The sequence below is a fragment of the Mesorhizobium sp. M0011 genome, from assembly GCF_040324155.1.
GTDB lineage: Bacteria > Pseudomonadota > Alphaproteobacteria > Rhizobiales > Rhizobiaceae > Mesorhizobium.
In genome coordinates, this window is record NZ_JAMYVQ010000006.1 from 87,656 (window position 1) to 114,317 (window position 26,662).

25 protein-coding genes and 2 tRNA genes are annotated in these 26,662 nt (G+C 62.6%); 10 read left to right on the forward strand and 17 right to left on the reverse strand.

Annotation, left to right across the window (positions count from 1 at the left end; all coding sequences use genetic code 11):
• Nucleotides 1-42 precede the first annotated feature (42 nt).
• From nagZ to NKK51_RS09055, 4 genes are all read right to left on the reverse strand, one after another.
• Entirely contained in the window at nucleotides 43-1,062 is a 1,020-nt protein-coding gene (nagZ, locus tag NKK51_RS09040; RefSeq protein ID WP_128304010.1) for a beta-N-acetylhexosaminidase, read from the reverse strand.
• 131 nt (nucleotides 1,063-1,193) lie between these two features.
• Entirely contained in the window at nucleotides 1,194-4,550 is a 3,357-nt protein-coding gene (locus NKK51_RS09045; RefSeq protein WP_352552369.1) for an SPOR domain-containing protein, read from the reverse strand.
• A gap of 103 nt (nucleotides 4,551-4,653) precedes the next feature.
• The gene (gene argS / locus NKK51_RS09050) at nucleotides 4,654-6,411 is read right to left on the reverse strand and encodes an arginine--tRNA ligase (protein ID WP_352439903.1); all 1,758 of its coding nucleotides are present in this window, start codon (nucleotides 6,409-6,411) and stop codon (nucleotides 4,654-4,656) included.
• A gap of 75 nt (nucleotides 6,412-6,486) precedes the next feature.
• Entirely contained in the window at nucleotides 6,487-7,701 is a 1,215-nt protein-coding gene (locus NKK51_RS09055) for a deoxyguanosinetriphosphate triphosphohydrolase (protein ID WP_023812194.1), read from the reverse strand.
• 90 nt (nucleotides 7,702-7,791) lie between these two features.
• Here NKK51_RS09055 and erpA point away from each other — a divergent pair, with 90 nt between their 5' ends.
• From erpA to NKK51_RS09075, 4 genes are all read left to right on the forward strand, one after another.
• Nucleotides 7,792-8,139 (forward strand): iron-sulfur cluster insertion protein ErpA, encoded by a 348-nt coding sequence (gene erpA / locus NKK51_RS09060; protein ID WP_013531288.1) that lies wholly within the window; start codon nucleotides 7,792-7,794, stop codon nucleotides 8,137-8,139.
• A gap of 1 nt (nucleotide 8,140) precedes the next feature.
• Complete coding sequence (locus tag NKK51_RS09065; protein WP_128304007.1) at nucleotides 8,141-8,536, forward strand: VOC family protein; 396 nt, start codon at nucleotides 8,141-8,143, stop codon at nucleotides 8,534-8,536.
• Between the two features lie 17 nt (nucleotides 8,537-8,553).
• On the forward strand, nucleotides 8,554-9,348 hold the full coding sequence (gene xth, locus NKK51_RS09070) for an exodeoxyribonuclease III (RefSeq protein ID WP_023812197.1): 795 nt from the start codon (nucleotides 8,554-8,556) through the stop codon (nucleotides 9,346-9,348).
• Nucleotides 9,349-9,437: 89 nt separating this feature from the next.
• Nucleotides 9,438-9,737 (forward strand): hypothetical protein, encoded by a 300-nt coding sequence (locus tag NKK51_RS09075; protein WP_023812198.1) that lies wholly within the window; start codon nucleotides 9,438-9,440, stop codon nucleotides 9,735-9,737.
• A gap of 49 nt (nucleotides 9,738-9,786) precedes the next feature.
• Here NKK51_RS09075 and NKK51_RS09080 read toward each other — a convergent pair whose 3' ends face one another.
• The 8 genes from NKK51_RS09080 to NKK51_RS09115 all read right to left on the reverse strand — a co-directional run bounded on the left by NKK51_RS09080 (nucleotide 9,787) and on the right by NKK51_RS09115 (nucleotide 20,687).
• A complete protein-coding gene (locus NKK51_RS09080) occupies nucleotides 9,787-10,647 on the reverse strand; it encodes a tetratricopeptide repeat protein (protein ID WP_032901393.1) in 861 nt (286 codons plus the stop codon).
• Nucleotides 10,634-12,358 (reverse strand): dihydroxy-acid dehydratase, encoded by a 1,725-nt coding sequence (gene ilvD, locus NKK51_RS09085; RefSeq protein WP_352552371.1) that lies wholly within the window; start codon nucleotides 12,356-12,358, stop codon nucleotides 10,634-10,636. The genes NKK51_RS09080 and ilvD overlap by 14 nt, the downstream gene beginning before the upstream one ends.
• A gap of 307 nt (nucleotides 12,359-12,665) precedes the next feature.
• Nucleotides 12,666-13,886, reverse strand: coding sequence for an OmpP1/FadL family transporter (locus NKK51_RS09090; protein ID WP_128304005.1), 1,221 nt, complete (start codon nucleotides 13,884-13,886; stop codon nucleotides 12,666-12,668).
• 357 nt (nucleotides 13,887-14,243) lie between these two features.
• Entirely contained in the window at nucleotides 14,244-17,027 is a 2,784-nt protein-coding gene (locus NKK51_RS09095) for a valine--tRNA ligase (protein WP_352552373.1), read from the reverse strand.
• 221 nt (nucleotides 17,028-17,248) lie between these two features.
• Nucleotides 17,249-18,067: a PopZ family protein gene (locus NKK51_RS09100; RefSeq protein ID WP_352552374.1), complete on the reverse strand. Its 819-nt coding sequence runs from the start codon at nucleotides 18,065-18,067 to the stop codon at nucleotides 17,249-17,251.
• 214 nt (nucleotides 18,068-18,281) lie between these two features.
• Nucleotides 18,282-19,673 (reverse strand): TolC family outer membrane protein, encoded by a 1,392-nt coding sequence (locus tag NKK51_RS09105; RefSeq protein ID WP_352552375.1) that lies wholly within the window; start codon nucleotides 19,671-19,673, stop codon nucleotides 18,282-18,284.
• Nucleotides 19,674-19,854: 181 nt separating this feature from the next.
• On the reverse strand, nucleotides 19,855-20,523 hold the full coding sequence (locus NKK51_RS09110; RefSeq protein WP_352552377.1) for a protein-L-isoaspartate O-methyltransferase family protein: 669 nt from the start codon (nucleotides 20,521-20,523) through the stop codon (nucleotides 19,855-19,857).
• 90 nt (nucleotides 20,524-20,613) lie between these two features.
• Nucleotides 20,614-20,687 (reverse strand) — tRNA-Cys (locus NKK51_RS09115).
• Between the two features lie 220 nt (nucleotides 20,688-20,907).
• On the opposite strand from NKK51_RS09115, the gene NKK51_RS09120 reads away from it, so the two are divergent.
• Complete coding sequence (locus NKK51_RS09120) at nucleotides 20,908-21,111, forward strand: hypothetical protein (RefSeq protein WP_352552379.1); 204 nt, start codon at nucleotides 20,908-20,910, stop codon at nucleotides 21,109-21,111.
• A gap of 24 nt (nucleotides 21,112-21,135) precedes the next feature.
• Here the strand turns inward: NKK51_RS09120 and NKK51_RS09125 are convergent, their stop codons facing one another.
• Nucleotides 21,136-21,393 (reverse strand): hypothetical protein, encoded by a 258-nt coding sequence (locus NKK51_RS09125; protein WP_024503836.1) that lies wholly within the window; start codon nucleotides 21,391-21,393, stop codon nucleotides 21,136-21,138.
• Between the two features lie 223 nt (nucleotides 21,394-21,616).
• On the opposite strand from NKK51_RS09125, the gene NKK51_RS09130 reads away from it, so the two are divergent.
• Both NKK51_RS09130 and NKK51_RS09135 read left to right on the forward strand, forming a co-directional pair.
• Nucleotides 21,617-21,691, forward strand: a tRNA-Asn gene (locus NKK51_RS09130).
• A 440-nt stretch (nucleotides 21,692-22,131) separates the two neighbouring features.
• Nucleotides 22,132-22,380 (forward strand): hypothetical protein, encoded by a 249-nt coding sequence (locus tag NKK51_RS09135; RefSeq protein ID WP_352552381.1) that lies wholly within the window; start codon nucleotides 22,132-22,134, stop codon nucleotides 22,378-22,380.
• 381 nt (nucleotides 22,381-22,761) lie between these two features.
• Here NKK51_RS09135 and NKK51_RS09140 read toward each other — a convergent pair whose 3' ends face one another.
• From NKK51_RS09140 to NKK51_RS09155, 4 genes are all read right to left on the reverse strand, one after another.
• Nucleotides 22,762-23,007 (reverse strand): hypothetical protein, encoded by a 246-nt coding sequence (locus NKK51_RS09140; protein ID WP_127291562.1) that lies wholly within the window; start codon nucleotides 23,005-23,007, stop codon nucleotides 22,762-22,764.
• A 212-nt stretch (nucleotides 23,008-23,219) separates the two neighbouring features.
• The gene (locus tag NKK51_RS09145) at nucleotides 23,220-23,519 is read right to left on the reverse strand and encodes a DUF982 domain-containing protein (protein WP_127291564.1); all 300 of its coding nucleotides are present in this window, start codon (nucleotides 23,517-23,519) and stop codon (nucleotides 23,220-23,222) included.
• A gap of 44 nt (nucleotides 23,520-23,563) precedes the next feature.
• On the reverse strand, nucleotides 23,564-24,019 hold the full coding sequence (locus NKK51_RS09150; RefSeq protein WP_352552383.1) for a hypothetical protein: 456 nt from the start codon (nucleotides 24,017-24,019) through the stop codon (nucleotides 23,564-23,566).
• A 69-nt stretch (nucleotides 24,020-24,088) separates the two neighbouring features.
• Complete coding sequence (locus NKK51_RS09155; RefSeq protein WP_352552384.1) at nucleotides 24,089-24,577, reverse strand: Hsp20 family protein; 489 nt, start codon at nucleotides 24,575-24,577, stop codon at nucleotides 24,089-24,091.
• A gap of 284 nt (nucleotides 24,578-24,861) precedes the next feature.
• Between NKK51_RS09155 and NKK51_RS09160 the strand changes: the two genes are divergently transcribed.
• From NKK51_RS09160 to NKK51_RS09170, 3 genes are all read left to right on the forward strand, one after another.
• Nucleotides 24,862-25,293 carry a cupin domain-containing protein gene (locus NKK51_RS09160; protein ID WP_023812214.1) on the forward strand — a complete coding sequence of 144 codons (432 nt, stop codon included), beginning with the start codon at nucleotides 24,862-24,864 and terminating at the stop codon, nucleotides 25,291-25,293.
• 98 nt (nucleotides 25,294-25,391) lie between these two features.
• Nucleotides 25,392-26,150, forward strand: coding sequence for a copper homeostasis protein CutC (locus NKK51_RS09165; protein ID WP_352552386.1), 759 nt, complete (start codon nucleotides 25,392-25,394; stop codon nucleotides 26,148-26,150).
• Nucleotides 26,147-26,644: a GNAT family N-acetyltransferase gene (locus tag NKK51_RS09170; RefSeq protein WP_352552388.1), complete on the forward strand. Its 498-nt coding sequence runs from the start codon at nucleotides 26,147-26,149 to the stop codon at nucleotides 26,642-26,644. Before NKK51_RS09165 ends, NKK51_RS09170 begins: the two co-directional genes overlap by 4 nt.
• Nucleotides 26,645-26,662 lie beyond the last annotated feature (18 nt).

Consider the following 26,662-nt stretch of genomic DNA (forward strand, 5'->3'; position numbering starts at 1 on the left):
TGCTTTCCAATGCTTCCGCCACTGCCTGTCGCTTTCCCTTTGCTATGCCACCGCATCGAAGTAGGTGGCGAATTCGGCACGTATTTCGGTTTCTTCAACCGTGTCACGGTTCTTTATATAGGTCAGCGCCCGCTTTGCGCGCTCCAGCGACGTGCCCTCAAGCCCCATGGTGCGCGATGCGATGCCGGCCATCTCCTCAAAAACGCCGTTGCAGTGAAGGACCAGATCGCAGCCCGCCGCAAGGATCGAGGCCGCCTTTGTCGGGAAATCCCCAGAAAGTGCCTTCATCGAGGTGTCGTCGCTCATCAGCAGTCCGTCGAAGCCGATTTCGCGCCGGATGATCTCGTCGATGACCTTGCCGGAGGTGGTCGCCGGATTGTTGGGGTCGATCGCGCTGTAGACGACATGGGCTGTCATCGCCATCGGCAGATGGCTAAGCTCCTTGAACGGGGCGAAATCATGCCGCTGCAGATCGCTGAGCGAGGCATTGACCACCGGCAGTTCGAAATGCGTGTCGGCAAAGGCACGTCCATGACCCGGAATATGCTTCATGACCGGCAGCACGCCGCCCGACATCAGCCCTTCCGCGGCTGCGCGGCCGAGCTCGATCACCGGTCGCGGATCCTTGCCATAGGCCCGCGCGCCGATGACATCGCTGGCGCCTTCGATCGGCACATCGAGCACCGGCAGGCAATCGGCTGTGATGCCGTAGCGCAGCAGGTCGAAGGCATGCAGCCGCGCCATCAGCCAGGCCGCTCGGGCGCCGGCATCATGATCGTCGCGCCACAGCGCGCCGAGCGCGCCGCCGGCGGGATAGTTCGGTGCCAGCGGCGGTCGCAAGCGCTGCACACGGCCGCCTTCCTGATCGATGAACACCAGCGCGTCCGGACGCCCTAGGCAGTCCCGCATCTCGGCGACCAGATCGCGGATCTGTTCGGTCTCGCCAATGTTGCGCGCAAACAGGATGAAGGCCCACGGGCATTCATTGCGATAGAAATTGATTTCTTCGCGGGTAAGCGATTTCCCGGCACAGCCGAGGATCATGGATTTTGATTCGGTCATGTCGGCAGTTTAGGGCTTTGTGCGATCAAAGGGAATCGCCAGGGATTCATCCGGGACAATGCCGGATCTGCTTTCCCCATGAAAAAGCCGGCGCGGTGGACCGCGCCGGCTTTTGATGGTTGGCTCCGGCTTTAGCGCGAGACGAAGCAGTTGCCGCCGGCGGCCTTGTAACTGGTGCACAAACTGATCGCGTCATTGCGTGACTGGGCCGGAACGCGCACGCGGTAGAACGTGCCTTTGCCGGCGATCTCGGCCTTGACGATGTTGGCGGTACGCCCGGCAAGCACGCTGCCATAGCGGCGCTGCAGATCCTGATAGCTGGACTGGGCGCTTTCGACGGTCGGCTGCGAGGCGATCTGCATCGACCACGAGCCACCGCCGGCCGCGGTCGATGCCGGATCTATGGACGCAACCTGATCGGGCTTGACCTCGCCGACAACATCGACCGGCTGGTCGGACGGACGCTGCGGCGCGAGCGGAACCTTTGCCGGCGTGTTCGCCGATTGGGCCTCGGCTTTCGGCTTGGCGACCGGCTTGAGGGCCGGTTCGTCGTCCGCCTGGGCGGCGGCAGGCGCCACGGTGCCGGTCTGGTCCGCATCGGCTTGCGCCGCCGGGGCGACATGCTGCGGCGCCGGATCGACCGGCTCGGTAGCGGCCATTTGCGGAGCGGCGGGCGCTGCCGGATCTTCACGCGGCACCAGCGAACCGTCCGACTTGACCACCATGGTCCTCACCTTGCGCGGCGCAACGGCGACGACATCGGCATTGGTGCCCTTGTCGGCATCCTGCAGCACCTGCGCGATGCGATCCTCGGACTTGGGCGCCGGCGCAGTGCTATCGGCAGAAGCGTTGTCGGCCGAAGCGGCGCCGGACATCGGCGCGGCATTGCCGACATCGGTTCCAGCGGCGGCTGCATTCTGGTCCGGCGAAAGATCGATGGCGCGGGCCGGGTCCTTCGCCTGCACGTCAACCGGCTCTTCGACGTTGGTGACCAGCTTTTCCTGGACCGGCTCGGCTGGCTTTGCGCCCCTGACCGCGTCGTAGACCTTGTTGTCCTGGTTGGGCACCACGGCGCCGCCCGGATTCTCCGGCTTAACCTTGATCGGCGCGTTGTCGGCCTTGACGATGACAGGCGCTTCGCTGCCGCCCTTGCCGCCAAAGGACAGCGCAAAGGCACCGAGACCGCCCGCGACGGCGACCGCGCCGACAATCGCGGCGATGAACAGGCCGCGTCCGCGCGACGGCCTCGCGGCCTCACGCTCGCCGAGCCCCGGGACAGCCATAGCCTCGTCGAGTTCGGGATCGTAGTCGAGTTCATCGACGGTGAAATCATCGGCTTGGGAAACCGGCTGGCTCCCTGGCAGACTGTCAAGGTCGAAACCAGAGGCGTCGGCATAACCCGTGGGCGCCGCCGCGCGGGCGGACATGTCCATCGGCCGCGCGGCATAGGTCCGCGCTTCCGGCTCATAGCCCGGCTTGATCCCATCATAGCCCGGCTTGACCCCGTCATATGCCGGCTTGAGGCTGTCATAGCCCGGCTTGAAGCCCGCGGCATAGGAGTCATCATCGTAAGACGCGCCGGCCAAATTGCCTGTGGGAGCGGCAGCGACCTCCACCGCGTTCATCTCGGAGAGAAGGCTGGAGAACTCCGCATCGAGATCGTCGTAGCCAGGCGACGCTGGCTGGTCTTCCTCGAAGTGCAGTTCGGGAATATCGAGATCGTCCGCCAGCGCGACGACACGCTCGGGTACATCGACCGTTTCGACGTCGGGCATGTCTTCGTAATGCGCCGGCTGGCGCGATTGCGGCGCCGATACCGGGGCAGCGGGAGCCACGGCCTCGACCGGCTCGGACGAACGGTAGGATGTCATGGCGGCGACTGCCGGCCCGGCGGCCACGGATGCCACCGAAGCGGCCGGCTGAGCGCCAAACGCAGGCTGAGCGCTGAATGACGGCTGCTGCGGAACCGGCGTCACGCGGCTCCACGAACGCGGCGGCTCTGCCGGTTGGGAACGCTCCGCAAGCCAATCGAGAGAATCCGCCGAATTGTCCCGGTCAGCGGCTTCGTCACGCGGATCAAGATCCTTGGGCAAAGCCGCGTCGAACGCATCATCGTCGAAATCGACATCGCCAACCGTGTTCCAGGTCGTATCCTGGAGTTCATCAAGCATAAGGTCGTCAATATCCGCATCGGCCGCTTGGGCCGTGCCAACATGCCGGTCCTGCTCAGGCGCGGGTTCGTCAAGATCCCAGTCGAGGTCGCCGACAAGGTCGGCCGGTTCCTCGGCGGGCTCGGCAACAGGCGGCAGGGCAGCGACAGCCGGCTGAGCCGTGACGGGCTCACTGGCCACCGGCACTGTGCGCGCCGTCATGGCACCCAGCAGCGCATTCAACTCGTCTTCCAGGCTCCGTTCGTCCGCGGTCGGGGCATGCACCGCGGCTGCGATGTAGGCTTCCGGCGCCGCCGGCTGGGCGGCAACGGCGGCAACCTCTGTGACCGGCTCTTCGACCGTTTCGGCAAACGCGTCGTCCAAATTCAGGTCAAAAGCATCGTCCGGCACGCTCTCAGGGCTGGGAAGCTCGCCCTTCGCGTCAGCGACATCGGCAAACGCATCATGCGTTGGCGGCTCGTCGAAGGCATTCGGCTCATCCGCGCGAACGTCGAAATCCATGTCGACATCAGCCATGGCGTCGTCGAAATGGCCGGCAAAGCTTTCATCGGAGATTGCATGGCCGTCACGCGCCGCCGCTTGCTCCGGCATGGGATACTCGACGGGCTCGGCGACCACGAATGACTGTTCGGCCGCCGAATGGTCGTCGAGCACCAGCTCGTCTTCAAGCGAGACTGCCACCGCATCGTCGAATTCGTCATCTGAGGCAACTGGCTCGACAGAAGCGTGCGTGTCGGCAACGGCGTATTGGGCCTCTTCGGCTTCCTCATCGATCCGGAGGTCCTGGTCGAGCGAAGTGGCAAGCTCGTCCGCCATCGACTGATCGTCCTCGAAGGGGGAGACGTCCTCAAGCGAACCGGCGACGGCATCGTCAAAATCAGACGCGAAAGCCGGCTCGACGGACGGCGCGGCTTCAGCTGCGACCGCATGGCTGGTGCCGGCGACGTGGCCGTCGATCTCAGCCATGTCCAGTTGGAAATCGTCGTCGAGCGACACCGAAAGCTCGTCGTCCATCGCGCTGGCGTCAGCCGCTTGGAATGCCGGCTCATGCTCGAAGGTCGGCTCATGAGCCTGGACAACCGGAGCGGCGTCGCTGTCGTCAGCGCCGAACTCGCCCATCATTTCTTTCTCGAGATCGATATCGAAATCGCCCTCTTCGAGCCCGCGATCGGCGGCTGGGGCCTGCGGCTGGGCGGGCGATTGCGGCCTGACCGGCTGGCGCGGGTCGAATCCCATGATCCTGGTCAGTTCCGCGAACGGATCATCGTCAGCGATGTCGTTGTTGTCGGCTACTCTCAGCTGGGTTCTGTCTGCCATTATTGTTCCCGAACTCGCACTCATTCGGACGCCATGGACGTCGCGTAGGGTTGGCCCTTACCAGCGCAATGTGGGCAAAAGGTGACAGGTTATTTAGTCAAACCTAACGCATTTCGGTGGGCGCGGCGGCCCCGATCAACGTCAGGCCGGACGTCAAAACGTCCGAAACAGCCTGCACCAGCCCTAGTCTGGCATGCGTCAATTGTCGGTCGTTAACCTTAACAAAACGTAAGTCCGGATTATCCGTGCCACGGTTCCAGTGTCCGTGGAAGCTGGAAGCCAGATCATAGAGGTAAAATGCCAGCCGATGCGGCTCGAGCGCAAGGGCGGCGGACTCGATCAGCCGCGGGTATTCGGCGAGCTTGCGGATCAGGCCGATCTCGCCCTCATCGGTCAGCAATGCCGCGGCCGACGCCAGGCTGTTGCGGTCGAAATTGGCTTCGCCCAGTTGCTCGCTCGCCTGCCGGAACACCGAATGACAGCGCGCCGAGGCGTACTGGACATAGAACACCGGATTGTCCTTGGACTGCTCGGTCACCTTGACGAAATCGAAATCCAGCGGCGCATCGTTCTTGCGGTAGAGCATCATGAAGCGGATCGCGTCGCGGCCGACCTCCTCCACCACTTCGCGCAGCGTCACGAAATCGCCCGACCGCTTCGACATACGCACCGGTTCGCCCTCGCGAAACAGCTTGACCAGATTGCACAGCAGGACAGTGAGCTTCACCTCGTCGCCGGCAATCGCCCGCGCCAAGGCCTCCAGCCGCTTTACGTAGCCGCCATGGTCGGCGCCGAGCACATAGATCAGGTCGACGAAGCCGCGATCGACCTTGTCCTTGAGATAGGCGACGTCGGCGGCGAAATAGGTGAACGAGCCATCGGACTTGACCAGCGCCCGGTCCATGTCGTCGCCGACCGCGGTCGAGCGGAACAGCGTCTGCTCGCGGTCCTCCCAATCGTCGGGTTTCTCGCCCTTGGGCGGCGGCAGCTTGCCCTTGTAGATATGGCCCTTCAGCGTCAAATCGTTGATCGCCGAGCGGATCTTCCTGGCATTGTCGGCGTGCAGCGTGCGCTCGGAGAAGAACACGTCGTGATGCACGTTGAGCATCGCCAGGTCCTCGCGGATCATCGCCATCATCGCATCGATGGTGCGATCCTTGACGATGGCGAGCGCCTCGTCATCGGGCATCTGCAGAAGCGAGCGGCCGAATTCCGCGACCAGCGCCTGGCCGACGGGCACCAGGTAATCGCCGGGATAGAGACCGGCGGGTATTTCGCCGATATCGTCGCCCAGCGCTTCGCGGTAGCGCAGGAATGCGGAACGGCCGAGCACGTCGATCTGCGAGCCGGCATCGTTGATGACATATTCCTTGGTCACATCGTAGCCGGCGAAGGCCATCAGATTGGCAAGCGCGTCGCCGACGACAGCACCCCGGCAATGGCCGACATGCATCGGCCCGGTCGGATTGGCCGAGACATATTCGACATTGGTCTTCCTGCCGCCGCCAACCGTCGAGCGGCCATAGTTGCGGCCCTCGCCGAGCAGTGCGGTCAGATGTGTCTGCCAGAAGCCGTCCTTGAGCCTGAGATTGACGAAACCGGGCCCTGCCACTTCCGTCGCCGCGACATCCTTGTCGTCACGCAGCGCCTGCGCCAGTCTTTCGGCCAGCGCGCGCGGGTTCTGGCCGGTCGGCTTGGCCAGCACCATCGCCGCATTGGTCGCCAGGTCGCCGTGGCTGGCGTCGCGCGGCGGCTCGACGGCAATGCGCGACAGGTCAGGCGAAACGCCGTCTTTGTCTTTCAGATCAAGCGCTTCGACGGCTTTTATGATTCGCGCGGTGAAATCGGCGAAGATGTTCATTTGTGTGACTCTGGGGTCTGGCTCTGGCGGCTTTGCAGCGAATCCGGCTCGTTGGCCGGCAAAATCGAGCCCGCCCTAGCCCAATTCAGGCGTATGGTCAAACAAACGCCGGTGTTCCTTGAGCGCGTAGGTGTCGGTCATACCCGCCAGGAAGTCGGCGACGCTGCGCGCCTTGATGCGGTCGTCGGCCCGATCCAGCCCCTCGCGCCAGCCGTCCGGCATGGCGCGCGGATCGGCGAAATAGGCGTCGAACAGATTTTTGACGATCTGCTCGGCGTCCGCGCGCACCCGCATAACCTCCGCGTGCCGGTAGAGGTGCTTGTACAGGAAGGCCTTCAGTTCTTTCTCCAAGGCAGCCATTTCGGCCGAGAAAACTACCATCGTCTCGCCAGCTGCCCTCACTGCATCGGCGCTCCGCGGCTTGATGCGATCGAGATTGGCGGTCGTCGACTTGATCACGTCCTCGACCATGGCGGTTATCTGCCGCCGCATCAGCTCGTGGCCGGTGCGCACATCATCGAGGGAGGGATAGCGTGAGCGAACGCCTTTCAGGATCGTTCCCGGCAGCGAAACCGTCTCCAGCATGTCCAGCGTCAGTAGCCCTGCCCTCAAGCCGTCATCGATGTCATGCGTGTTGTAGGCTATATCGTCGGCGATCGCCGCGCATTGCGCCTCGATGCCGGCGAACCGGTCGAGTTCGAGATCGTGCAGTTCAGAGTAATCACGGATCGCCTGCGGCACCGGCCCTTTCAGACCCTTGCCGTTGGCGTCCGTCAGCGGTCCATTGTGCTTGACCAGGCCTTCCAGCGTTTCCCAGGTCAGGTTGAGCCCATCGAACTCGGCGTAGCGCGCCTCCAGCCTCGTCACGATGCGCAGCGATTGCGCGTTGTGGTCAAAGCCGCCCCAGGTGGCCATCTTTTCGTTCAGCGCGTCCTCGCCGGTGTGGCCGAAGGGCGTGTGGCCGAAATCATGCACCAGCGCCACCGCCTCAGCGAGATCCTCGTCGCCGCGCAGCGCCCGTGCCAGGGCGCGCGCGATCTGCGCCACTTCGATCGAATGGGTCAGCCGGGTGCGATAGTGGTCGCCTTCATGCGCGATGAAGACCTGCGTCTTGTGCTTCAGGCGCCGGAAGGCCGTCGAATGGATGATGCGGTCACGGTCACGCTGGAATGGCGTGCGGGTCGGGCTTTCCACCTCGTCGAACAGCCGTCCGCGCGACTTTGCCGGGTCGCAGGCATAGGCGGCGCGCGGCCGATAGCCGAATCCGATGTCGCCCAACTCATTGGTCATGGCTGATGCTGCCGCGTTTGACTTAGCCAGGTTGACTTGGCCCCTCGCGCTTCATACCTATCATGTGAAACCGAAAGCAAGGTGACGCCCATGGGCGCTGATGCCAAGACTGCCATGAAAGTCGATATGACCGAGGCCGCCGCCAAGCGGATCGCCAGGATTGTCTCGAACGAGGCCGGCAAGACGGCGCTGCGCGTGTCGGTCGAAGGCGGCGGCTGCTCGGGCTTCTCCTACAAGTTCGATCTGGTCGATACGCGCAATGACGACGACGTCGCCATCGAGAAGGACGGTGCCACCGTGCTGATCGACGATCTGTCGCTGGTCTATATGGGCGGCTCTGTGATCGATTTCGTCGACGATCTGATGGGCCAGTCGTTCCAGATCCGCAATCCGAACGCCGTCGCCTCCTGCGGCTGCGGCACGAGTTTCTCCATATAGAATGCCTGCTATCGGTGCGGTCCGTCAGATCGCGCTGTCGGCTGGCCGTGATCTCGACGCCACGCTGGCTTTCTGGCGCGACGTGCTCGGCATGGCGGTTCATGCGCGCTTCGACCCGCCGGGCATCGCCTTCATCATGGCCGGCGATATCAGGCTGCTGTTCACCGACGGCATACCGGCCGGAACCGTCTATCTCGACATATCGGGCCTCGATGACTTCCATGCCTCTGCGGTCGCGGCAGGCGTACCCTTCACCGCGCCGCCAACACTTGTCCATCGCGACACAGAGGGCCAGTTCGGTCCAGCGGGGGAAAGCGAATGGATGGCCTTCCTAAAGGACCCGGCTGGCAATACGATTGGCCTCGTCGAACGCCATCCGCCGCAAGAATCCAACTGAACAGCATCGAGACCGCCATGAAAATCGTCACCTGGAACATCAACGGTGTCCGCGCCCGCATTGGCAACCTCACCCATTGGCTGACCGAGAGCGCACCCGACATCGTCTGCCTGCAGGAGATCAAGTCGGTCGACGAGCAATTCCCGCGCGCCGAGATCGAGGCGCTTGGCTACAATGTCGAAACCCACGGCCAAAAGGGTTTCAACGGCGTCGCCCTGCTGTCGAAGCTGCGCTTCGACGAGGTGATCCGAGGCCTGCCCGGCGACGATGCCGATGAACAGGCGCGTTTCATCGAAGGGGTTTTCTCGACTGACAAGGGCGCGCTGCGCGTCGCCTCGCTCTATCTGCCGAACGGCAATCCGATCGATGACGAGAAGAAGTTTCCTTACAAGCTGTCCTGGATGGCGCGGCTGGAGCGCTGGGCCGAAGAACGGCTGAGACTGGAGGAGGCTCTGGTGCTCGCCGGCGACTACAACGTGATTCCCGAGCGGATCGACGCGCGGTTTCCGGAGAACTGGCTGGGCGACGCGCTGTTCCAGCCGCAGACGCGACAATCCTTCCGGCGGCTGCTCAACCTTGGTTTCACCGAGGCGGTGCGCGCGGTCACCGACGCACCCGACACCTACACATTCTGGGACTATCAAGCCGGCGCGTGGCAGAAGAACAACGGCATCCGCATCGACCACCTGCTCTTGTCGCCGGAAGCCGCCAACCGGTTTTCTTCCGCGTCGATCGAAAAGCACGTGCGCGCCTGGGAAAAACCGTCCGATCACGTGCCGGTGGCGATCGATCTCGCACTTCAGCCGGCCTGAGAGAACCCTCGCCGGGCACGTCTGCGCTGGACCTCATATCGCCACATTTCGCGCCGCTCATTGCGGGCCAGCATGGCGGCTGGGGTTCCATGAGCACACGATTTCATCTTTGTCCGATCGGCCTGGCATTTGCCATGGCCGCTCCCGGTGCGGCATTTGCCGACCAGGAATGCCTGGCCAATGGAAAATCCTACCAGCTTGGCCAGGTCGCCTGCCTGACGCTTGCCGACCGGAGCCATCTGGCTCGCTGCGACATGGTGCTCAACAACACATCGTGGACGAAGATCGGGGATAGCTGCCCGGAAAACACGCTGGCGCCACAACCCCATGTCACGCCGATCTCGACGCCGGCGCCCAGCATGGTGCCGACGGAGCCGATCGAGAACTGATCACGATCGAAAATCGAGTGCTGCTGGTGAAGCTGACGCGGCCGCGAGATTACTGATCCGCGTTGTTGCCCTTGGTGAGGATATCATCGGCCAGCGAGATGGCGGTACGGCGGTCGGCCTCGCCGGCGGTGGCAAATGCCTCTTCCTGCATGCCGCGGATCCAGGGCTGGTCAGCCGGTGAAGCGCGTTCGAGCGCTGCCGTCATCATCGCCAGGCCGCGAACGATCTTGCCGCTCTGGAACAACAAATGGCCCAGTGTCGCTTGGGCGCCGGCATGGCCTTTCTCGGCGGCGAGTTGGAACCAGCGCCCGGCCTGCTTGACACTGGCTTTCACGCCGCCCTCGCCCTTCAAGAACATCTGCCCCATCTCGAACTGCGCGTTCGGATTGCGGTAGTTGGCGGCGGCGCGCATGTAATATTCCTGGGCCGCCACCTCGTTCTCGGCGACCGGGCTGCCGGGAATGCCCGTGCGCAAATAGTCGCCAAGCGCCACCAGCGCGTCGGAGACATAGCTTTCCTCAGGCGAGCCGGGCTCGACGTCCTGATCGACGATCTCGGAGAAGAACTTGAACGCCTCGTAGTCGTCGCGCGCCACGCCGTCGCCCTCGGCATACATGCGGGCAAGCTTCCAGGTGGCACCGATCTGGCCGTTTTCGGCAGCGTATTTGTAGGCCTCGGCAGCCTGTTCCTTGTGGCCGTTCTTGTAGGCGGAGAAGCCGAACTGGAAGACCGCCCAGGGGCTGGATTGCGGCTTCACCCCGGTCTTGTCGTCGAACACCTTGTCGTCGAAGGCCATGGCCTGGCCCACGGCGCCAAAGGTCGCGCCAAATGTGGCGGCCACGACCAGTGCCGAAAAGACAGACGACCTCAACAACTCTGGTGTTGACTTCAACAACTCAGATGTCCGCATAACAGTGTGTTTCTTTCGCACCGCCCGGATGAGTCACCGCGCCATCGCGCGCCGGCCCTACCGTCTGTGCATATTTCCATATCGCGCCCGACTGATAGTCGGTCGCGCGCGCCTTCCACGTCTTTGCCCTCGCCGCCAGTTCGCCATCGGACAACGCCACGTCGATCATGCCGTTCACCGCGTCGATCGAGATCACGTCACCATCCCTGAGCAGTCCGATCGGGCCGCCTACGGCTGCTTCGGGGCCGACATGGCCGATGCAGAAACCGCGCGTCGCGCCCGAGAAGCGCCCGTCGGTGATCAGCGCCACCTTGCCGCCCATGCCCTGGCCGTAAAGTGCTGCCGTCGTCGACAGCATCTCGCGCATGCCGGGGCCGCCGCGCGGCCCCTCGTAGCGGATGACGAGAACTTCGCCTTCCCTGTAGTTGCGCTGCGTCACCGCCTCGAAACATTCCTCTTCCGAATCGAAGCAGCGTGCCGGGCCGGAGAACTTCAACTCCGCCATGCCCGCGACCTTCACGATCGCGCCTTCGGGGGCAAGGTTTCCCTTCAAGCCCACGACACCGCCGGTTTGGGTAATGGGTGTGTTGGCCGGGCGGACCACGTCCTGATGCTCATTCCAGACAACGTGCTGCATGTTTTCGGCCAAAGTGCGGCCAGTCACGGTCATGCAGTCGCCATGCAGATAGCCGTGGTCGAGCAGCGTCTTCATCAGCAGCGGAATGCCGCCGGCCTCGAACATGTCCTTGGCGACATATTTGCCGCCCGGCTTGAGGTCGGCGATGTAAGGCGTCTTCTCGAAGATCTTGGCCACGTCGAACAGGTCGAACTTGATGCCGGCCTCGTGGGCGATCGCCGGCAGATGCAGTGCCGCGTTGGTCGAACCGCCGGTGGCCGAGACCACGGTCGCCGCATTCTCCAGCGCCTTCAGCGTGACGATGTCGCGCGGCCGGATGTTTTTCGCGATCAGTTCCATGATCTTTTCGCCGGAGGCGAAATTGAACCGGTCGCGCATTTCATAGGGAGCCGGCGCGCCGCAGGAATAGGGCAGCGCCAGGCCGATCGCCTCGGCGACGGTGGCCATGGTGTTGGCGGTGAACTGGGCGCCGCAGGAACCGGCCGAGGGACACGCGACCTGCTCGATCTCAAGCAGTTCGTCGTCGCTGATCGTGCCGACCGAGTGCTGGCCGACCGCCTCGAAAACATCCTGCACGGTGATCTGGCGGCCGCGATAGCTGCCGGGCAGGATCGAACCGCCATAGATGAAGATCGACGGCACGTTGAGCCGCACCATGGCCATCATCATGCCGGGCAGCGACTTGTCGCAGCCGGCCAGCCCGACCAGCGCGTCGTAGCAATGGCCGCGCATGGTGAGTTCGACCGAATCGGCGATGACCTCGCGCGACACCAGCGATGACTTCATGCCCTGGTGACCCATGGCGATGCCGTCGGTGACGGTGATGGTGCAGAATTCGCGCGGCGTGCCGCTGGCCGCAGCGACGCCCTTCTTGACCACCTGCGCCTGGCGCATCAGCGAGATGTTGCAGGGCGCCGCCTCGTTCCAGCAGGAGGCGACCCCGACCAGCGGCTGCGCAATCTCGGCCGCCGACAAACCCATCGCATAGAGATAGGAACGATGCGGCGCACGCGCCGGACCGACGGTCACATGGCGGCTGGGGAGCTTAGCCTTGGAGATGACTTTGGCGTCCATACTCTTCCTTGCCCCATCTTCCCTGCAAATGGGGCGGAGCGGCCTGCCCCGTCGCCGAGCCTTTTGGCGCGTGTCCCGAGACAAGATCGAGGTGCGCCGGGTTTATGGCGGGAAATGGGCAATTTCCTCAGCCCGGCTTCCAGCGCAGGGGTTGTTCAGAAAGTGTTGCCAAAACGTCACAATCGCACGGGGCGAAAGAGGTGCGGCTAATATGCAACGCAGCTTGGATACGGGGCGCACGGGCGATGCCGGCTCAAACGAAAAAGGCCGAGCAACGCCCGGCCTTTTGCTTAGAATTTTCAGTTGCTTAGAACTTGATCTTGATACCGCCGGAAATTGCCGTGACCAGATCGTTGCCGAAGTCATAGCTGTCATCGGTGCCCGCGATATAGCCGTTCTCGCCAGCCAACTCCCCTGAATGGCCGCTGGTCAGCACACCGACCGCACCTGCCAGACGAACCTCGATATTCGGCCTGGGCGTATAGGCAACGCCACCACCCAGCGTCCAGGTATCGGTCTGTGCACCATAGCCATGCGACGTGCCACGATCCCAGGAAAGCTGCCCAGCGGCACTCCACTGATCATTGAACTTGTGACCGATACCGCCCGTGACAGTCCAGCCATCACGATACATCAGGTCGAGTGAAGTTAGTTGGCCCAGACCATTCGTGACGCAGAATGAGGAGGGTGTACCCTGGGCACAGATCGGAACGCTTTGCAGGACGCTCCAATTGACCCACTTGATCGAACCGAAAGCGAGCCAGCCAGGTGCGATGCCCGACTGCAGTTTCAATTCGAGCGAATCCGGCATTGACTCCGTCGCACCATAAATCGGTACAGAGACGACGCCGCCGATGTTCAGAGTACCAGAGATATTGTCGAGCTTCACTTGCGAATTGTAGACAAGGCTGGCGCGCAGCGCGATATCTGGAATTTCATAAGCGACGCCCGCACGCCAGCCCCAGCCATCGGCCTCCAGATCGACACGACCGACCATCGTGCCGAAGCCAATATCTGTGTAGTTCTCCTTGAAGCCATAGATCTTCTGGTAGAAAACACCGCCTATGAACCGAAGCTGGCCTTTGCCGGCGTCCATCTTGTAGGAGCAGGTAGCCGCGTAGTTGTCGCTCTTGATGTCGGTTTCGATATTCGAAAACGCGCCGTTCCACGCATTTCCCGGCGCGGTATGTGCACCCCAGGGCTGCGAATAATCGACCATGCAATCCACGCCTTGCACGACCTGGACCTTGGCTCCAATGCGTGGAACCCAATAGCCCTCGGCTCCGTCGGCCGAGGTGCCCAAACCGAGATCGGCTCCGCCCGGGCCGCGCGCATTCTTGTACTTGCGGTCCGGCATCACATAGGTCGCTTCCGCTTCGGTCGCGAACGGAGCCGGATCAAACAACAGGTCGATATCGTAGCCAGCACGCTCCAGGCCGCCGGCATGTGCCGGGTTCATCGCCGTCCCGATCAAAGCCAGCGAAAAGCAGCCCGCCCCAAGCAGCGCTTTCAGTCGCAGAATAGTCATGAAATGTCCTCCCCGAATTCGAGTGCATCAAGCTAGAACCAATTCGGGTTAACGGTGCAACAACGAATTCAAGAGCGTACATGTACACATTCGCCAGGCGCATTTTCGAGGAAATGCAACCGGATGCGGCAAGGCCGAAAACGGTCCGTGATGGCGGATCTGCTTCCAAAAAACAGAGGAAACCCATCCAAAAAGGTTCGAAAACAGCGTTTTTTGCGGTCCGGGAGCCCCATTGTTACATTATGGCAACAATGGGGCTAAAACTTCCGTTTACGTCAAAATTAACGCAACGGCATGCTGATTTTCGAGGCGGAAAACCAGCAGTTTAGAGAGGGCTAAAGTCTCGCGAATCTATCCTTAGCCGGCGTCGCGAACCCTGGCCAACGCGACTGACAGCTTGCCCTGCGCATCGCGGTATTCGGCGAGCTTTTCACGCTCGGCATCGACGATCTCGGCCGGCGCGCTGGCGACGAACCTTTCGTTCGACAGTTTCTTGTGCAGGCGCGCGATCTCCTCGGTCACCTTGGCCAGTTCCTTCTGCAGCCGTGCCGCCTCGGCGGCGAGGTCGATCAGGCTGCCAAGCGGCAGGCAGACCGTCGCCTCATTGAGCACGATCTGCGCCGAGCCCTTGGGCGCGACATCGGCAAGCGAGATGTCGCCGACCCGCGCCAGCCGCTTGATCGCCGAATCCTCGCGAACGAGGCGCTCGCGTGTCAGATTATTGGCGCCGACCACGACGAGCGGTGCAATGGCTGCCGGCGGCACGTTCATCTCCGAACGGACGGAGCGGATGCCGGAGACGAGTTCGACCAGCCAATTGATGTCCGCTGCGGCCTCGGCGTCTTCGAAATCCGGTGACGGCCATGCCGCATGGCACAGCAGCGAGAGGCGTTGCTTGCCTTCGCCAGCGGTCTGCGCCCACAGTTCTTCGGTCATGAACGGCATCATCGGGTGCAGCAGCTTATAGATCTCATCCAGCACGAAGGCGACGCAGGCGCGGCTTTCGGCCTTGGCCGCCTCGTCGGCGCCCATGAACACCGGCTTCAGCAATTCCAGATACCAGTCGCAGAACAGGTTCCAGACGAAGCGGTAGGCGGCACCCGCCGCCTCGTTGAAGCGGTATGAGGTGATGCCGTCCGTGATTTCGCGCGCCGCGCGCGTCAGTTCGGTCAGGATCCAGCGGTTGACCGCCAGCTTCGCGTCATTCAGCCAGAACTCGTCATTGCGCGCGACCTCGTTCATTTCGGCGAAGCGCGTCGCGTTCCACAGCTTGGTGCCGAAATTGCGATAGCCGGCGATGCGCGCCGGGTCGAGCTTCACGTCGCGGCCTTGCGCCGCCATCACCGTCAGGGTGAAGCGCAGCGCATCGGCCCCGTATTCGTCGATCAGGTCGAGGGGGTCGACGACGTTGCCTTTCGACTTCGACATCTTCTGCCCGTTCTTGTCGCGCACCAGCGCGTGCATGTAGACGGTGTGGAACGGCTCCTCGTCCATGAAGTGCAGGCCCATCATCATCATACGGGCAACCCAGAAGAAGATGAGGTCGAAGCCGGTCACCAGCACGTCGGTCTGGTAGTAGGTCTTCAGCTCCGGCGTCTCATCAGGCCATCCCAATGTCGAGAACGGCCACAGCGCCGACGAAAACCAGGTGTCGAGTACATCCTCGTCGCGGGTCAGGATCTCGCCCGGCTGGAAATTCTCCAACTTGTCCTCGACCCAGCCCTTCCAGGGTCCTTCCAGAGCCAGGTAGTATTCGATCGCGGCGCCGAGCGCCTCTTCCTCGGTCTTCTCGACGAAGACGCGCCCATCCGGCCCGTACCATGCCGGGATCTGATGACCCCACCACAGTTGGCGTGAGATGCACCAGGGTTCGATATTTTCCATCCACTGGAAATAAGTCTTTTCCCAATTCCCGGGTATGATCTTGGTGCGCCCCTCGCGCACCGAAGCGATCGCTGGCTTGGCCAGTTCCGCCGCATTGGCATACCATTGCTCGGTCAGGAACGGCTCGATCGGCACGCCCCCGCGATCGCCATGCGGGACGGCGTGGCGATGCGGCTCGACCTTTTCGAGGAAGCCGCCCTCTTCCATCAGCTCGACGATCTTCTTGCGCGCGACGAAGCGGTCGAGGCCGTCGAGTTCGTCCCAGACAATTTGGCGCTCCGGCGTCACCTCGAGGCCGGCAAGGAAATCCTCATTATCCCTGAGGCTTACCGCCGCCTCCGTGGTCAGGATATTGATCGCCGGCAGCTTGTGGCGCTTGCCGACCTCGAAGTCGTTGAAATCGTGCGCCGGCGTGATCTTGACCGCGCCCGAACCCTTTTCCGGATCGGAATACTCGTCCGCCACCACAGGAATCCTGCGACCGACGATCGGCAGGACGATGTTCTTGCCGACCAGATGCCGGAAGCGCTCGTCGTCAGGGTGCACGGCGACGGCCGTATCGCCCAGCATCGTCTCCGGGCGCGTCGTCGCCACGGTGATGAAGGTTGTTGGGTTTTCCGGGTCGAAGACCTGGCCCTCTATGGGATAGCGGAAGTGCCAGAGATTGCCGTTGACCTCCTGCTGCTCGACCTCGAGATCGGAGATCGCGGTGAGCAGCTTGGGGTCCCAGTTCACAAGGCGCTTATCCTTGTAGATCAGCCCTTCCTTGTAGAGCCTGACGAACACTTCGAGCACGGCCTTGGACAGGCCTTCGTCCATGGTGAAGCGTTCGCGCGACCAGTCGGCCGAGGCGCCGAGCCGCTTCAGCTGGTTGAAGATCGCGCCGCCGGATTCGGCCTTCCACTCCCACACTTTCTCGATGAACTGTTCACGGGTCAGGTCGCGGCGATGGATCTGCTTTTCCATCAGCTGCCGCTCGACCACCATCTGCGTGGCAATACCGGCATGGTCCATGCCCGGCTGCCACAGGACATTCTTGCCGCGCATGCGCTCGAAGCGCACCAGTATATCCTGCAGCGTGTTGTTGAGCGCGTGTCCCATATGCAGCGAGCCGGTGACGTTCGGCGGCGGGATGACGATGGTGAAGGCTTCCGCCCCCTCCTCGGCCCCGGCACCGGCGCGAAACGCGTCGGCCTCTTCCCAGACTTTGGCGATCTTCGGCTCGACGGTTTTGGCGTCGTAGGTCTTTTCAAGCATGGGAAAATGGTCCGCGCTGTCGGGAGTTTTGCTGGTCCGGTGTAAATCGGAAGGCTTTGGCCAAGTCAACCGCAAGGGCTGTCTCGGACCCTCACAACCAGATAGGCGCGGCCTTGGTCATTTCAACGGAAAGCGATCCGTCGTCCTTGCCAACAAGCTGACCTCACCAAAGGAAACGGCGCCACGAGGGCGCCGTTTCCTTTGGCGATCGGCATGGGGAACTACTGCGCCCCGCGCGCCACGCGCTCTATCTCCTCGCGCACCAGCCTTTCGACCAGTGTCGGCAGATTGTTGTCGAGCCAGTCCTGCAGCATCGGCCGCAGCATCTCTTCGGCCATTTCGTCGAATGTCTTCTTGCTGCGGCTGGCAAACGCGTCGGAAAGCTCGCCAAAGGCAGCCGCGACCTGCCGGCCGGTGTGCTCGGAAACGATCGCCGGACGCGGCGCGTCGCTGGCCGCCACCGGTCGCACCACGCTTGCATCCGGACGAGACTGCTCGACGGCTGCTTTCGCGGTCGGTTCGTCACTTGGAGTCTCCACGGACGGCTGGGCAGCGGTCTTGGGGGCTTCGCTCCGGTCCGACACCGCCCTCGCCTGCTCACCGACCGCGGCGATCTCGCGACGCCAATCGGCGATGGAAGCGTCGGCGACAGGACGCGATCCCGGCGCTTCAACCGTGATTGGCTCGGCGGCGACGCGGGCGCTGACCTCGGCAAGTGTCATCGATGGCTTTGCCGGGCTGGGATCGGGGCGCACCGGCGTTTCCATGCGTGCGACCACCGGCTCGGCCGCCGGCAACTGTGCCTGGACTTCCGCCAGCGTGACCGGCTTCCTGCCCTCGGGGGCGGCATGCAGGTCGGCACGGAATGCTTCCACGTCGGGGGCTGCATAGGCGCTCGACGCGCGCTCCAGATCCTGGCTCAACTCATCGGCGTCGCCCGGCTGCTTGCGGCCGCCGTCGCTGTCCTCGATGATCCGCCTGATGGAAGCCAGTATCTCTTCCATGGAAGGTTCGCGCTGTGCGCTGCTTGCCGTTGCCATCGTCACATCCGCCGCCCTTGTGACCCCTGTTGGGTTTTCCGATCCGGCAGAGCCGGATCGAATCATGGCGACAGCGTAACCGACGGATCGCCGCACGAGAATCCCCAATCTGGGGACTTGTGGGATTTCAACAGATTAGCGCGATCTGAAGCCGAGAGCGCAGTACGAAAGATCCTGCTCAAACGAGGAATACGGCCAGTCCTGGCCGAACGCTTCAGCGGCCGTCCGGCGTGCGCAGGCCGTACCACTTGTCCTTGACCGCGTTGTAATGCTCTTCAGGCTTGTATTTCGCTACCTGCAAGCCAAGGCGGTCGACGGACAGACGGCCGGTCGCCTGCAGGATGGCGTAGCTCGCCACCACCACATCATGTTCGTAACCGGCCTGGTTGATCTGGGCGGTGATGACCGTCGCCTGCGCGTTGAGGACGTCGAGCGTGGTGCGCTGGCCGACATTGCGCTCTTCGATGACACCGTTCAGTGCCAGCTTCGCGGCCTCGATCACCTGCCTGTTGGCCGTCAGCTGCTGCTGCGCGGCGGTGTACTCGGTCCATGCGGCGGTGACGGCCTGGCGCACCTGGTCGCGGCTGACGTCGACCTGGATGCGGGCCTGGCTGAGCGATTCCTTGTCCTGGCGCACGATCGCCGAGGTGCGGCCACCCGAATAGATCGGGATGGTCAGCGTTGCCCCGACACTGGCCGAATTGGTCGTGCCATCCTGCGAACCCACGCCCGGCAAAGGCGAGGTATTGCGATAGGCGCTCGAAACGCCGGCGGAAGCCGACAGCTGCGGCAGCAGCGCGCCTTCGGCCGACTTCACCGAAAATGCCGCGGCGTCGACCAGATGCTGCGTGGCAAGGATGGCCGGATGCTCGTTCGAGGCCACCCCGACGGCGGCGGCGAGGCTCGACGGCAACAGCTTTGCCACCGGCGAAGCGCCCTTGAGCTTGCCCGGCTCGTCGCCGACGATCTGGCGGTAGATCGCCGCACTTGCCAGCGCCTGCGCCCGGGCGGCACTCAGCGACGCCACCGCGGCGGCCCGCGAAGCATCGGCCTGGGCGACATCGGTGCGCGTGCCTTCGCCAACTTCGAAGCGCGAACGCGCCGCGCGCGCCGTTTCGGTCAGGAACTGCAGGTTCTGCTCGGTCAGCACGGCGACCTGCCGGTCGCGAATCACGTTCATATAGGCTTGGGCCGCGCTGAACAGGATACCCTCTTCGGTGTTGCGCAGGCTTTCGACGGAAGCGCGGACCTGCGCTTCGGCGGCAGCGACATTGTTCCTGGTCTGAAAGCCATCGAACAGCATCTGGTTTATCTGGACGCCAAAATTTCCGGTGGTCAGCCGCACGCTCGAATTGGTGCCGTTGAGATGGCTGCTCGAATAATCAATATCCGCCGAGCCGGTGACAATCGGGCGGTAGCCTGACTTGGCGATGGCGACACCCTCGTCGGTGACGCGAACGCCCGCGCGGGATGCATTCAGCGTGGAATTGTACTGATAGGCCTTTGCAAGCGCGCCGGAGATGCTTTCGGCTGAAGCCGCCAGTGGGGACAGCATGGTCGCCGAAACGAGGACGGCGGTGAAAAGTGACTTGCGTAAAGACGGCACGGTTAAACCCTCATTCGTTTTCCATGGGAACCGCGCCGCGCCTGCTTCTCTCATTGATCAGCCGGCGCCGCGTGTTCGATGTTCCCTGCTGCTCACCCCAAAGTGCCCCCAGTCTGGGATCCGCAGCGATCGTTCAAATGCAAGCGACCATGACACAGCCTCTCCTGCAAGGCCAAATCATTCAGAATTCGAAAGCACGAATGCGTTCAAACCCCGGTAGTGGCTTAATTGCCGCATTAAATGCACGTCTTCCGGTTACAACCCCCCCTGCCTTGAAAAAGAGACGGGCCACGCCGGAATTGCCCTGCCCTTCGACGGCGACAAGGCGGCCGCCTTCGGCGAGTTGGTCCAGCAGCGCCACCGGCACTTCCGCGACGCTGCCACCGACGAAGATGACGTTATAAGGCGCCTTGGCGGCATGCCCCTGCGGCAACGCGCCCTGGACGACGGTCACATTGCCGCAGCCAAGCGACGAAAGCGTCGATCTGGCGGTTTCCGCCAGCGCCGAATCACTTTCGAGCGCCACCACGGACCCGGCCAGCCGCGACAGGATGGCCGAGGCGTAACCCGTTCCGCAGCCCACATCGAGCGCCGAATCGGTCGGGTTGATCTCGGCCAGTTGGATCAGCTTGGCCAACGGCGATGCTTCCATCAGGTAGCGCGCGCCGTCCGCGCCGGTGGCAATGCGGATGTCCTCGTCGATATAGGCCAGATCGCGCTGGGCGGCGCCGACAAACATCTCTCTTGGGACGACAAGCATTGCATCGAGCAGCGGCGCGCTGGTTACATCGGTGGTGCGGACCTGGCCGTCGACCATCTTGACGCGTAGTTCGGAGAAATCAGCGCTCATGTCCCAACCAATCCGCTTGCCGCGCCAGAACCGCGGTCCATTGTGTCAGGAACTTCAGGCCCCTGCGCTGCCGCGCGGGGGCCCGGGCATTGGAGGCCTCGCCCGGAATCGAACCGGGGTGCAAGGATTTGCAGTCCTCTGCGTAACCACTCCGCCACGAGGCCTCATTGCTCCCGGCGTTCCACCCGGTTCCAATAGGTTGCGGCGAAAATGCCGTCAAGCGGCCACCGTGCATTCCGAACGGTTTCCTCGCGTCAGTCCGGACGGCACCCGGCAAATCGTCGGATCGGGCCTGACCGCTCCATTAGCGGACAATTAAGCATAGCCTGCCCGAAGAAGAAACTCATCGGCGGCCCGTCGTTGGACATGGCAGGAGGAAGAGCCATGCACCGGACAGTGGCAGCAAATACAAGTGCCTCGTCCGGCCTGTCCCTGCCACAATGCGGAGAGCGTCTGCATTACGCAATCGACCGTCTGTCCATCGAAGGTGCGGACAGCCTGTCGCCGCATGACAGGGCAAGGCTTGCCTCGGCCGCGGCGATTCTCAAGCAAATCCATGAGGCACTGGAAGAACACGCCGCCCGCTGAACACCCACCTTGCGCTATCGGAGGTCAATCGGGCCGGCGACGCCGTTCCCACCAGACGACAAAGCGACGCCGGTGACGGCGAACCATGGCGAATTCATAGGACAGCACCAGCAATCCGAGCGGAACCATCCAGAAGCCGAGGATCGGCAGGAAACCGAGGATACCGCCGATGGTCAGCAGGATGCCGATCGTGATTCTGAGCCCGCGCGAGCGCGGCATTTTGAACTCGCGCCCGAAAACGGAGATTTTCCGCGCCGGCATCTGGTTGTCTTGTGCTGTCATCGTCTCGAAAAATTGACCCGTTTGATTGTTCGCAAGCATGCTGGAACCAAAGCCGCCCCAGCGCTTTCGGTTCCATATCCCCGCCAAGACGGCTAATATGAGGGCTTCCTTCGACGATTGCGAGAAACGCCTGCGCGAAAAAGCCTCGGAAAAATGTGAAAAGCTTCTTTGCAAAGCCGAAAAGGGCAGCTATAGGCTGCGCCACTCACATAAGAGCATCCGTTCCCCGGTAGCTCAGTGGTAGAGCAACCGGCTGTTAACCGGTTGGTCGCTGGTTCGAATCCGGCCCGGGGAGCCAATCTTTTCAAAGCCTTGAGACGGTCAGGTCGCCCATAGGGGCTGATCTATGGCATGTCTGCAAAATCGCGGTCAGCAGGTTGATTCTCAACTTGACCTGGCGCCGCTGTCCAGCGCCGTCGATGACGCCGCGGCATCGGGACGGTTCGCGGGAGCAGGCATAAGGCCTTGCTTCGATCTCGGCGATCTCATCTCTTGCCGTTCGGGTTGGGTGCCGGTGCCTCTCGCACATCTCGCGGTGGCGGGTCGACATGCTTAAGCTCTGGCGGGACTTCTTTGTCCCGGCGTTGCACAGGTATCTTCTCCGGTGCGGGCTTCGATGGTAGCTCTTTGATCTTGCTCGGCATAATCGAGTTAACCGCCCTGCCGGTCTCTTGTTCCGTAGCGAGCAGAAAACCTGAATGCGTGGGGAACCGGGAACATCGAAGAGCGTTTTCTCGCATGCTGAAGAAGATCGCCCTCGCCGCCGTGCTGGTCCAGGTTGCCGCGTTTTCGGCTCTCATCACCCAGACGGTCCTCTTCGCGTCCACGGCCACACAGGCCGCCGACGCGAAGCCCGGCGACGCAGTCGCCGTCACCATTGAGAACGAACGGGACAAGGCGGCGCAACCTATTGTTGCCGGCCAATGTCCAACGCGGCTTCTGGCGAGCAAGGTCTTCACGGGGAACGTAATTACGGCGCAACAATAGCTCGCCATCGATGCCGGCCATCCGTCGATCCCCCCAATTTAAGTCAGGGCAATGTGCTTGAAAGCACAATGATTCCTGTTACTTGCGACGTAGGGCGAGTGCGTTGGGGTTGGGCAAGAATTGGTATGATTTCATCGAATATGGAATGCCCGCGCTGTCATGGCAGCGGCAGGGTTTTCGACTGCTCCAAGTGGTATGCGTCAAACGGGCACTGCTGCCCGCAGGGAACCCATCGGGGTGGCTGCCCTGGAAAGACGGGCGCCTGCGCGGAATGCGACGGCCTGGGGACGATGGCGGAGCCTCCGCTGAGAGCCGTGGCGTAATCTGCGAGAGCCGCGCATGCCGCTGATGACGGCGCGGAGGCGCCCGAACGAGCATATTTTACTCTGCTGGTGTTTCTGCGCGTGGTGCGGCCAGAACCGTGATGTCCATCCTGGCGACCTTGGATGCCGCGCGGCCTTGCGCGCCAGCATCCATATCGCCGCCTGCGGCAACCATGATTTTGGCCAGATGTCCCACGGCGTCCGCGCTGCGGCCCGGCGAAAATCCTTCCCCGGTTTGCGGCTTCCCCACTGCCGTTTGTTTTTCCGGGACATGCGGATGTTGACTTGCGATAGCGGAAACCATTGAACCTCCTGTGGCGACGCTTCGAACATTATATTAGCGTTGACTGTTGCGAGGCTGACCCAGCCAGTCGCCAAAAACCGCACCAGGGAGTTCGAACAAAAGATCGAGCCGCCCCGCTACAAGGTGAACTGGTAGGGCAGCTCACCTTGCAGCGATGTGAAAACGACGATGCAGGCCCAGCCATTCTGGTAGCGCCGCCCCTTTTATCAAGGCTAAGCGGTAATCCCACCGCGACCTGACCTTGTGCCGTCCATCCAAGGGAACTGAGCAAGCGGGTCCTGCAGGATCTTGACGGATCTTGCGAAGCCGGCGACGGCATCGCGCGCCACCGTCAGCGGAACCTGGCCGTCGTAAGCACGCTGGCAGGCTCGAAAGGCCGTTTCGAAAATCGGACCTCGCCTTTCCCTTGGCCACTCGTCAAAGAAGTCAAAGGCGTCGTCGAGGCACCCTATTTCTTGAATGAACTCGCCATTCTTGACCAGGACCGGTTGGTCGAACGTCCTGTCACTCATCTAATCCTCCATTCGGCACGGTGGGTTGTTGCTGGTTCGGGTCATCATGCGATTGCATGCTCCGGCTCGGCCAACATGCCGCCACCTCCACGCCCAGGCGGTACCGTTGCAATGGCCGGGATTGGCGGCGGATCATCGTCGTCATCTCGCCAGGGGTGCCGCATCCAACCGAGGCGGCTCTTCCTGCGGCGACGGTCGAAAGACGGGCTGACGGTGCCCGGCATCTTTGAAATACGCGGTTCCCGCCCGGATTCGTCCAGGAGGTGGAGGGCGCGAAGTATGTCACTGACTTCCACGATGGCGCCGTTGTCCAATTGCCGCAACGCGGGATTGTCAGGAACCGCATGAACGTCGGAAGCCCAGAAAGCGAGCAAAACCCGCTTTGCGCCGATTGTCATCGTCTCCTCGTTCAGGACGTCATCTGGCGTCCGCAACCCCGCGGGTTCCGCGGCAAGATTTTTCGGTTCGGGTTGGTAAAAACTGTAAGCTTCGGTTCTCATCTCCATTCTCCGCGATCTGTGCCTCCCGGCCGAACCGGGAGGCGGACCGTAGATCTAGGTTCCAGGGAATCAGGCGACCTCGCGCTGAGGCTCCGCATCGGAATCGATCAACCGCTTCTTGCCGGGTTGCTCGAGCGAAACCGCTTTGGCTTCGGACCCTATCTCAATGCGCCGAGGCTTGAGTTCCTCGGGCACTTCGCGGATCAGGTCCACCGACAGCAAGCCATTCTCGAGGTTGGCCGCCTTGACCTTTACATGGTCGGCAAGTTTGAACACCTGCTTGAAGTTGCTCGTCGCCAAGCCGCGATGAAGGACCTCCCGATTTTCCTGGTCGGGTTTCCTTTGGCCGATGACAGACAATTCGGGGCCGTTCTGTATGAGTTCGACTTCATCGAGAGCGAAGCCGGCGATAGCCATCGTAATGCGATAGTCGTTCTCGCCAATCTTCTCGATATTGTAGGGAGGCCAGTCGGAGCGCCCGCTTTTCTCGAGCATATCGAAGAGACGGTCGAAGCCGACCGTTGTGCGGTAAAGAGGGGTATAATCAAAGCTTCTCATAGCCATATCCTCCGTGAAGCAACATGGGTTACGAGGCTGTCGCAGCGCCGCTGCGACGCCAATATGTCGAGCCGAAGCCTCGACGGAAAACGATCTGGTAATCGTGTTTTTTTCCGTCAAGAGGGGCGTAAAAAATTTTCTGGCCGGCAGGCAGATCCAGCGAGCCATGCTCTTCGGCGGGGAATTCCGCCACACCGTACGAGGTCCGCTGAAGCGGGTGCCCAAGGCGCTGCCTTGCGTGCTGGCGGTCACTGCGCGATGTTGGCGGCGGGGTGGAGCGAATCATGCGAAAAATTTTGATGTCCGGACTGCTGCTCGCGGTGGCCTTTTCCGCGAACCCGGCCCACGCGCTGGACAGCAGCGGCACGCCTGTCGTCGTGACCCCTCTTGCGTCGCGCACGACGACCGCGTCCGGCCAGCCGATCACGCTGCCGCAGAAGAACGTGCAGGTGCTGGTCTCGAGCTACGACATCGCGTCGGGCGCGACCTTGCCGGTCCACAGGCACCCCTTTCCGCGCTACGCCTATGTCCAGGCCGGCACGCTGAAGGTCACCAATGTCGAGACCGGCATCAGCAACACCTACAAGGCTGGCGATTTCATCATCGAAATGATCGGCCAGTGGCATCAGGCCACCAATATCGGTGATGTCGAGGTGAAGCTTCTGGTGATCGATCAGGTCGAGCAAGGCGCCAAGAATACGGAATTGCGCCAATAACCGCGAAGTCTGTGCCCGAAGGCGGAAGGCTGTTCGCGCTTTCGCTGCAACCGGCCCGGTGCTAGGGCTGGCCGGGAAATCATGGACTGGATCGCCCCTTGACCAAAGCTCTCCGCCTGCCGCTGATCGAAATCTGTGTCGAAGGCATTGACGGCCTGCTCGCGGCGCAAGCCGCTGGCGCCGACCGGGTCGAACTATGCGCCAGCCTCATCGAAGGCGGTATCACGCCGAGCCTCGGCACGGTCCGCGCCGCCCTCGAGCAGGCAAGCGTGCCGTTTCACGTTATGGTGCGGCCGCGCGGCGGCGATTTTCTCTACAGTGAGACCGAATACGCCTCGATGCTGGCCGATGTCTCGGCACTGCGCGAACTCGGCGTGCCCGGCGTGGTGTTTGGCTGCCTGAACGCCGATGGCACCATGGACGAGGCGCGCATGAGCGAACTGACGCAAGCCGCTGGCCCCTTGAACGTCACCTGCCATCGCGCCTTCGACATGACGCGCGATCCGGCCGAGGCGCTCGAATCGCTGATCCGCAGCAAGGTCGGCCGCGTGCTGACCAGCGGCCAGCGTGACACTGCCATCGAAGGCTTGCCGCTGTTGGCGGATCTGGTGCGGCAGGCCGGCGACCGCATCGTCATCCTCGGCTGCGGCGGCCTGGATTTGCACAACATTGCCGAAGTGCGCAGCAAAACCGGCCTGTCCGAAATGCATTTTGCCGCCCTCAAGGATGTGCCGAGTGCCATGGACTACCGCAATCCCCATGTCGGCATGGGTGGCTCCGATCTCGATCGCGAGTATCGCAACACGCTCACCGACACACCACTGGTGGCGGCAACGATCGCGGCGGCCAAGGCATGACCTCGACCCCTGTCCCGATAGCCCGTGTAGCGGCCGCAGACGAAGCGGCGATCCTGGCGCTCAACAACGAGCATGCCGCCGAACTGTCGTGGCTGGAGGCTGAGCGGCTGTCTTTCCTGCTTGGCGAAGCGTTTTACACCAGGCGCATCGGCGATCTCGAAGCCTTCATCATGACCTTTGACCAGGACGCCCGCTACGACAGCCCGAATTTCCTGTGGTTCCGCGAGCGCTATAAGCGCTTCGTCTATGTCGACCGCGTCGTCGTGGCGGCGCATGCGCGCGGCCGCGGCCATGCCCGCCGGCTCTATCAGGATCTGTTCGGCCATGTTGAGCGCGCCGGCTACAATCTGGTCACCTGCGAAGTCAACACCGCCCCGCCGAACCCTGCCTCGGATGCCTTTCACGCCGCCCTTGGCTTCACTGAGGCCGGCGACGCCGTCATCCATGGCGGCAAGAAAGCGGTCCGCTATTACATCAGACGAACCTCCGTCTGAGGCCAGGCGGATCGAACT

Coding starts and splice junctions, on each gene's coding strand:
- NKK51_RS09160 (WP_023812214.1), top strand. CDS start 24,862: ATGCGAAAAATTTTGATGTCCGGACTGCTGCTCGCGGTGGCCTTTTCC.
- nagZ (WP_128304010.1), bottom strand. CDS start 1,062: ATGACCGAATCAAAATCCATGATCCTCGGCTGTGCCGGGAAATCGCTT.
- NKK51_RS09155 (WP_352552384.1), bottom strand. CDS start 24,577: ATGAGAAGCTTTGATTATACCCCTCTTTACCGCACAACGGTCGGCTTC.
- argS (WP_352439903.1), bottom strand. CDS start 6,411: ATGAACATCTTCGCCGATTTCACCGCGCGAATCATAAAAGCCGTCGAA.
- NKK51_RS09145 (WP_127291564.1), bottom strand. CDS start 23,519: ATGAGTGACAGGACGTTCGACCAACCGGTCCTGGTCAAGAATGGCGAG.
- NKK51_RS09095 (WP_352552373.1), bottom strand. CDS start 17,027: ATGCTTGAAAAGACCTACGACGCCAAAACCGTCGAGCCGAAGATCGCC.
- ilvD (WP_352552371.1), bottom strand. CDS start 12,358: ATGGACGCCAAAGTCATCTCCAAGGCTAAGCTCCCCAGCCGCCATGTG.
- NKK51_RS09125 (WP_024503836.1), bottom strand. CDS start 21,393: ATGACAGCACAAGACAACCAGATGCCGGCGCGGAAAATCTCCGTTTTC.
- NKK51_RS09090 (WP_128304005.1), bottom strand. CDS start 13,886: ATGACTATTCTGCGACTGAAAGCGCTGCTTGGGGCGGGCTGCTTTTCG.
- NKK51_RS09045 (WP_352552369.1), bottom strand. CDS start 4,550: ATGGCAGACAGAACCCAGCTGAGAGTAGCCGACAACAACGACATCGCT.
- NKK51_RS09100 (WP_352552374.1), bottom strand. CDS start 18,067: ATGGCAACGGCAAGCAGCGCACAGCGCGAACCTTCCATGGAAGAGATA.
- NKK51_RS09110 (WP_352552377.1), bottom strand. CDS start 20,523: ATGAGCGCTGATTTCTCCGAACTACGCGTCAAGATGGTCGACGGCCAG.
- NKK51_RS09120 (WP_352552379.1), top strand. CDS start 20,908: ATGCACCGGACAGTGGCAGCAAATACAAGTGCCTCGTCCGGCCTGTCC.
- NKK51_RS09065 (WP_128304007.1), top strand. CDS start 8,141: ATGCCTGCTATCGGTGCGGTCCGTCAGATCGCGCTGTCGGCTGGCCGT.
- NKK51_RS09055 (WP_023812194.1), bottom strand. CDS start 7,701: ATGACCAATGAGTTGGGCGACATCGGATTCGGCTATCGGCCGCGCGCC.
- NKK51_RS09080 (WP_032901393.1), bottom strand. CDS start 10,647: ATGCGGACATCTGAGTTGTTGAAGTCAACACCAGAGTTGTTGAGGTCG.
- NKK51_RS09170 (WP_352552388.1), top strand. CDS start 26,147: ATGACCTCGACCCCTGTCCCGATAGCCCGTGTAGCGGCCGCAGACGAA.
- NKK51_RS09135 (WP_352552381.1), top strand. CDS start 22,132: ATGCTGAAGAAGATCGCCCTCGCCGCCGTGCTGGTCCAGGTTGCCGCG.
- xth (WP_023812197.1), top strand. CDS start 8,554: ATGAAAATCGTCACCTGGAACATCAACGGTGTCCGCGCCCGCATTGGC.
- NKK51_RS09075 (WP_023812198.1), top strand. CDS start 9,438: ATGAGCACACGATTTCATCTTTGTCCGATCGGCCTGGCATTTGCCATG.
- NKK51_RS09140 (WP_127291562.1), bottom strand. CDS start 23,007: ATGGTTTCCGCTATCGCAAGTCAACATCCGCATGTCCCGGAAAAACAA.
- erpA (WP_013531288.1), top strand. CDS start 7,792: ATGGGCGCTGATGCCAAGACTGCCATGAAAGTCGATATGACCGAGGCC.
- NKK51_RS09150 (WP_352552383.1), bottom strand. CDS start 24,019: ATGAGAACCGAAGCTTACAGTTTTTACCAACCCGAACCGAAAAATCTT.